The organism is Bradyrhizobium genomosp. III (genome assembly GCF_000261705.1).
GTDB classification, from domain to species: Bacteria; Pseudomonadota; Alphaproteobacteria; order Rhizobiales; family Xanthobacteraceae; genus Bradyrhizobium; species Bradyrhizobium ottawaense.
Genome location: NZ_AJQF01000367.1, coordinates 1 through 6,391, shown reverse-complemented (window position 1 = coordinate 6,391; position 6,391 = coordinate 1). Strand labels below are relative to the sequence as shown.

Annotated in this window: 5 protein-coding genes; 3 read left to right on the top strand and 2 right to left on the bottom strand. The window is 65.9% G+C overall.

The annotated features are described in order from the left end of the window. The 3 genes from IC66_RS0129800 to IC66_RS0129790 all read left to right on the top strand — a co-directional run. Positions 1-511, top strand: a 511-nt coding sequence (locus tag IC66_RS0129800; protein WP_038950114.1) for a tetratricopeptide repeat protein, incomplete at its 5' end; no start/stop codon positions are given. Positions 512-828: 317 nt separating this feature from the next. Then, complete coding sequence (locus IC66_RS0129795; protein WP_038950112.1) at positions 829-2,043, top strand: OpgC domain-containing protein; 1,215 nt, start codon at positions 829-831, stop codon at positions 2,041-2,043. Between the two features lie 29 nt (positions 2,044-2,072). Further along, positions 2,073-2,561, top strand: a complete 489-nt coding sequence (locus tag IC66_RS0129790) for a DUF2059 domain-containing protein (protein WP_038950111.1) — start codon at positions 2,073-2,075, stop codon at positions 2,559-2,561. A gap of 8 nt (positions 2,562-2,569) precedes the next feature. Here IC66_RS0129790 and IC66_RS0129785 read toward each other — a convergent pair whose 3' ends face one another. Together IC66_RS0129785 and rbbA are read right to left on the bottom strand one after the other, a co-directional pair. Continuing rightward, positions 2,570-3,682: an ABC transporter permease gene (locus IC66_RS0129785; RefSeq protein ID WP_038950110.1), complete on the bottom strand. Its 1,113-nt coding sequence runs from the start codon at positions 3,680-3,682 to the stop codon at positions 2,570-2,572. 2 nt (positions 3,683-3,684) lie between these two features. Then, a partial coding sequence (gene rbbA, locus IC66_RS0129780; protein ID WP_038950109.1) for a ribosome-associated ATPase/putative transporter RbbA occupies positions 3,685-6,391 on the bottom strand: 2,707 nt, incomplete at its 5' end.

Sequence of the window (6,391 nt, the reverse complement as noted above, 5' to 3'; positions counted from 1 at the left end):
GCTCGGTCGAGGCGACCCGGCGGCGGCCGCCGCCATTCTCGAAGACGGGTTTGTCCTGGCGCAGAAGCACGGCATCCGCCTGTTCGTGCCGGTGCTCGCCTGCCACCTCGGCATGGCCTATCTGGAGCAGGGCCTGTTCGACCGGGCGCGCGGCATGCTGACCGAGGCGCGCGAGGAGGCCAAGGCGGTCGGCTACACCTCGGCGGTGCTGCGCAGTTCGATCTACCTTGCGCTCACGACCTGCCGCCTCGGCGATGTCAGGGCTGCGCAGAACATGCTGCGCGAGGCGCGCAACACCGCCCGCCAGCAGGGGTTTTCGGGCCTCGAGGCCGAGGCCCTGTTCGGCGAAGCCGTTGTGACGCCCATCTCCAGTACAGAGAGCAGGGCGGCCATCCTTACCGCGCTGCGCGCGGCCATCGCGATCGCCTCCGAAAGCGGCGCGCTGCCGCTCCAGCGCAAGGCCGAGGCGATGCTGACCGAGGTGCTCGCCCAGGGCAGCGAGCTCATCTGACGCCGCGTCCCGCCGGGTCTGCACCTTGTCGCCGCGGGACCGAACCGTCGGCCCAAAATGCCGAATGAATCTTGTAGGTAGCACAAGGGGTTAGCTACTGTGCATGGGGTTGTTTTCGCATAATTGATCGGGCGCCGCCTCCAGGCGGCTGCGAGAGGCAGCCTCGCTCACCGCAGTGACGAACCCCTTGCACCGACGCCAAGGTGGGCTACCGTCGGTGACTAGCCGCAGGGCCAGGTGACTTTTGATCTCGATTTCTTAGCATCGCATTTTGCCGGCGCCGCCATGGCGCGACGCCTACCGGATGAGGCGGGGCCATGATCACACGGGACCAGTCAGCTTTGTTGGCGCCGGTCGAGCGCGACCTCAGGCTCGATCTCTTCCGCGGCATCGGCCTGTGGATGATCTTCCTCGACCACATCCCGCACGACGTCGTGGCCTGGCTGACGCTGCGCAATTACGGCTTCAGCGACGCCGCCGAGTTCTTCGTCTTCATCTCCGGCTATCTGGTCGGCTGGATCTACGGCCCGATCGTCGCCGGCGGCTGGTTTCTCGCCGCGATGAAGCGGCTGTGGCGGCGTGCGGCCGAGCTGTATGTCGCGCACATCATGCTGTTTCTGCTGTTCACCGCGCAGATCGCCCGCACCGCGCGCCGCTTCGACAATCCGATGTACCAGCACGAGTTCAACGTGTTCAACTTCCTGGCGCATCCGGACGAGCTGATCGGGCAGGCGATCGTGCTGAAATACAAACCGGTCAATCTCGACGTGCTGCCGCTCTACATCACGCTGGTGCTCGCCTCGCCCTTCATCGTCTGGTGCCTGGTGCGCCGGCCCAACCTGACGCTCGCCGCCTCGGTCGTGCTCTATGTGCTGTCGCGCTGGTTCAACTGGAACGTCGCTTCCTACCCGCCCGGCACGACCTGGTACTTCAACCCGTTCTGCTGGCAATTGATGTTCGTGTTTGCGGCCTGGTGCGGCGTCGGGCAGATCGACAAGATCGCGAGGTGGGTGTGGTCGAGGGCGGCGATGGGTCTGGCCGCGGCCTGGCTGGTGTTCGCGCTGCTGATCGTGATGACCTGGCACGTCCCAGCGCTCGAGGCGCTGATCCCGAAATGGATGATCAAGGCGATCTACCCGATCGACAAGACCGATCTCGACATGCTGCGCTTCACGCATTTCCTGGCATTGGCAATCTGGGTCACCCACTTCCTCTCGCGCAAATGGCGGGCGCTGCATGGGGCCTGGCTGCGCCCCGTGATCCTCTGCGGCCAGCATTCGCTGCCGATCTTCTGCCTCGGCGTGTTCCTGTCGTTCTCGGCGCACTGGATCCTGACGCAGTACACCAGGGGCATCTGGGAGCAGCTCGCCGTCTCCATCGTCGGCATCGTCATCATGGTCGGCGCGGCCTGGCTGCTCGACCGCGCCGAGCGTGTGCCGAACCTGTTCGTGAAGGTGACGGAGGTCGAGGAGCCGGAGATGGTCGAGAGCGCGCAGGCCGCGACCGCCGGCGCGGCTCCCGCGAGCCGCTGAAGCATCGTCCGCATGTCCTGGAGAGCCCAATGTCCAAACGTTTGTTGACGATCGCCGGCGCTCTCCTGTTTCTCGTCTGCGGTGCATCGGCGCAGGCGCCGTCGCCGGAGGCGATGAGCGCGGCGCGCAAGCTCGTCGTCACCTTGAAGATCGCCGATCAGTACCGCGCATTGCTGCCGCAGCTCCTGCTCAAGCTCCGGCCCGTGGTCGCGCAGGACAGGCCGGAGATCGAGCGCGACTACGATGCGGTGACGGCACCCGGCTCCGAGATCTATGCTCCGTTCGTTGCGTCCATGGTCGAGCAGATCGCGGCGTTCTATGCCCAAAGCTTCAGCGTGGACGAGCTGCGCCAGATCGAGGCGTTCTATGCCCAGCCGGCCGGGAAGAAGTTCTTGGAGAAGTCGGATGCGCTGGCGCAGGCGAGTGCGCAGATCGGCCAGGATGTCAGCCAGAAGGCCGCCGACGAATTGAAGCAGCGCCTGATCGAGGCGCTGCGCCAGAAAGGCCACAAGCTCTGAGCCGCGGGCTAAGCCAGGAACGCGCGGAAGCGCCGCAGTGCGATCACGAAGAAGACGCTGCCGATCACGGCGAGCGCGACCAGCTGCGGCCACACGGCCTCCAGGCCCGCGCCGCGGAACAGGATCGCCTGGGCGAGCATCACGAAATGCGTGTTGGGCGCCGCGAGCATGATGTCCTGGACGAATTGCGGCATGCTCTCGCGCGGTGTCATGCTGCCCGACAGGGTCTGCAGCGGCAGCAGGATCATGATCAGCAGCAGCCCGAACTGCGGCATCGAGCCGGCGACGGTGGCGAGAAAGATGCCCATGCTGGTGGTGGCAAACAGCTGCAGCGCGGCGCCGACGAGGAACAGCGCCAGCGAGCCGTCGATCGTCACCTCCAGCCAGCCCTTGACGACGAAGGCGATCGACAGCGCGGAGGCGACCAGCACCACGGCTCCCATCGACCAGACCTTGCTCACCATGATCTCCAATGGCGTGACCGGCATCACCAGCAGATGCTCGATGGTGCCGTGCTCACGCTCGCGGATCAGCGCCGCGCCGGTCAGGATGATCGAGAGCATCGTAATCGAGGTGATCACGTGGTCGATGGCGCCGAACCAGGATTTCTTCAGCTCCGGATTGAATCGCGCCCGCAGCGTCAGCTCGATCGGCGCGGTCTGGGCATTGCGCGTGTGCGCCAGGAACTCCGCGACTTCCGCGCTGACGATCTGCTCGATATAGCCGCCGCCGTTGAACGCCTGTGAGATGCGGGTCGCATCGACGTTGAGCTGGATCGTGGGCGATTTGCGCGCCAGCAGGTCGCGCTGGAAGTCAGGCGGGATGTCGAGCGCGAAGGTATCGAGGCCGGCGTCCATCCGCCGGTCCATGTCGTATTGCGAGATCATGCGCGGTACGGAGAAGTAGGGCGCCGTGAATGCCATCTCGATGCGGGTCGAGATCGGCGAATGGTCTTCGTCGACGACCGCGATCGCGGCGCGGTTCAGCGTTTCCGGCAGCGCCTTCGCGCCGGCATAGACCGCCAGCGTGAAGGAATAGACGATGAGCACGAGCAGCATGGGGTCACGCACCAGGCCGCGCAATTCCTTGATGCCGAGCTGAAACAAATTGTCGAAGCGCATGGTCAGCGGGCCTGTTTCTTCAGCAGCATCGCGCCGGCAATCACCAGGACGGGGACCATGATCGCGAGCGCCAGCAGGTCGTTGTGGAGGGTGTCGAACGCCAGGCCCTTGGAGAAGGTGCCGCGCGAGATCGTGACGAAATAGGTGGTGGGATAGAGCCGCCCGACCAGGGCACCAAGTCCCTGCAGCGAGGAAACCGGATCGATCAGCCCGGAATACTGGATGGCCGGAATCAGCGTGACCAGAACGGTGCCGAACAGGGCCGCGATCTGGCTGCTCATGAAGGCCGAGATCACCAGCCCCATGCCGGTCGTCGCCGTGACGTAGAGCAGCGCGGCGAGCGCGTAGGTCGGAAAGCTCCCGGTGAAGGGGACGCGGAAGACGACGAGGGCAAAGCCGACGAGAAGGAGAAAGTTTCCGAACGCCAGCACGACATAGGGCAGCTGCGTGCCGAGCAGGAATTCCAGCCGCGTCACCGGCGTCACGTAGAAATTGACGATCGAGCCGAGCTCCTTCTCGCGCACGACCGCGAGCGCGGCGAGCACGGCCGGAATCATGATCAGCAGCAGCGGAATGATGCCCGGCGCCATGGCGACGACGCTGATGACATCGGGATTGTAGCGGTAGCGCAGCTGGAGCTGGTAGGCGCCGGCGATCGCCGCCTCGCCGTAGAGCTCGCGGCCCTTTTGCGCGAGCCAGGTGGCGTGGATCGCCTGGGCGTAGGAGCGCAGCGTTTCGGCCCGCGTCGGATTGGCGCCGTCGACCCAGGCGCCGATCTCGACATGGCGGCCGCGGCTGACGTCACGACCGAAGCCCGGCGGCAGCTCGATGGCAAGCCCGATCTCGCCGGCGCGCATGCGACGGTCGAGATCGGCATAGTCGGTGATGGGGGATTTTTCGGTAAAGTAGCGCGAGCCCGCGATCTGGAGGCTGTAATCGCGGCTGATCGCGCTGTCGTCGCGGTCGAGCACGGCGAAAGTCAGGTTCTCGACGTCCATGCTGATGCCATAGCCGAGCACGAACAGCAGCAGCACGCTGCCGAGGATTGCGAGCGTGGCGCGGATCGGATCGCGCCGCAGTTCGAGTGCCTCGCGCCGGGAATAGGCGAGCATGCGGGTCGGATTGAACGTCGCGCCGCGCTTGCGTGGCGGCTGCGCTGTCGCGGCCGGTAGGGGCGATGCGATCGCAGGCTGGCCGGCCGGCTCCGCCTTATCCGCGATCGCCTCTTCCAGGCAGGCGATGAAGGCCTGCTCCAGCGTCGCGGTGCCGCGTGCGGCCACGATCGCCGCGGGTGTGTCCGACGTCAGCACCTTGCCCGCATGCATCAGCGAGACCCGGTCGCAGCGCTCGGCCTCGTTCATGAAATGGGTCGAGACGAAGATGGTGACGTTGTCCTTGCGGGAGAGCTCGGCGAGGATCTGCCAGAAGCGGTCGCGGGCGACCGGATCCACGCCGGAGGTCGGCTCGTCGAGGATGAGGATGTCGGGCGCATGGATCATGGCGACCGCCAGCGACAATCGCTGCCGCAGCCCGAGCGGCAACGCATCGGGCAGGGCCTCGGTAACGTCGGCGAGGTCGAACCGGCTGATCATCTCGCTGATGCGCGGGGCGATGGTCTCCGCCGGCAGCTCGAACAGCCGCGCATGCAGATCGAGATTTTGCGCGACCGTGAGCTCCGAATAGAGCGAGAAGCCCTGCGACATGTAGCCGATGCGCCGCCGCACCGACATGTCGCCGGCATCGATGGTCTTGCCGAACAGCCGCGCGGTGCCTTCGCTCACCGGCAGGAGGCCCGTGAGCATCTTCATGGTCGTGGTCTTGCCGCACCCGTTCGAGCCGAGGAAGCCGAAGATCTCACCCTTCCTGATGCGGAAGCTGACGTCGTCGACGGCCACGAAGCCGTTGAACCGTCGGGTCAGGTGGTCGGCCTCGATCGCGATCTCGTCATGGTCCTCGGCGCGCGGCGGGATGACGACATTGGTGTAGTTGCTGCGATCCGCGTCGGGCAAGAGACGAATGAAGGCCTCGTCGAGCGTATCCGCGCCGGTCTGCCGCTTGAGCTCGGCAGGCGTTCCGGTCGCCAGCACGCGGCCGGCATTCATCGCGATCAGGAAGTCGAACTGCGCGGCCTCTTCCATGTAGGCGGTCGAGACGATCACGCTCATGCCGGGCCGGCTATCGCGGATCGAGGTGATCAATTCCCAGAACTGGCGGCGCGACAGCGGATCAACGCCGGTGGTCGGCTCGTCCAGGATCAAGAGTTCGGGATCGTGGATCAGGGCGCAGCACAGGCCGACCTTCTGCTTCATGCCGCCGGAGAGTTTTGCCGCCGGCCGGTCGGCGAAGGGCGTGAGCCCGGTGTCGCGCAGCAGGCCGGCGATCCGCCTGTGCCGCTCGGCCTTGTCGTGTCCGAACAGGCGGCCGAAGAAGTCGATGTTCTCGAACACCGACAGTGTCGGATACAGATTCTTGCCGAGCCCCTGCGGCATATAGGCGATGTCGGGGCACACGTTGCGGCGATGGCGCGAGCTTGCCATATCGCCGCCGAGCACGTGGATGCGTCCGTCCTGGATCGCGCGGGCTCCGGCGATCAGCGACAGCAGGCTCGATTTGCCGACGCCGTCGGGGCCGATCAGTCCGACCATGCAGCCGGACGGCAGGTCGAGCGTGATGGCATCGAGCGCCCGGGCCTTGCCATAGCTCAGGCCC

Excerpts from the sequence above, each read along its gene's own strand:
- IC66_RS0129785 (WP_038950110.1), bottom strand. The coding sequence starts at position 3,682 with ATGCGCTTCGACAATTTGTTTCAGCTCGGCATCAAGGAATTGCGCGGC.
- IC66_RS0129790 (WP_038950111.1), top strand. The coding sequence starts at position 2,073 with ATGTCCAAACGTTTGTTGACGATCGCCGGCGCTCTCCTGTTTCTCGTC.
- IC66_RS0129795 (WP_038950112.1), top strand. The coding sequence starts at position 829 with ATGATCACACGGGACCAGTCAGCTTTGTTGGCGCCGGTCGAGCGCGAC.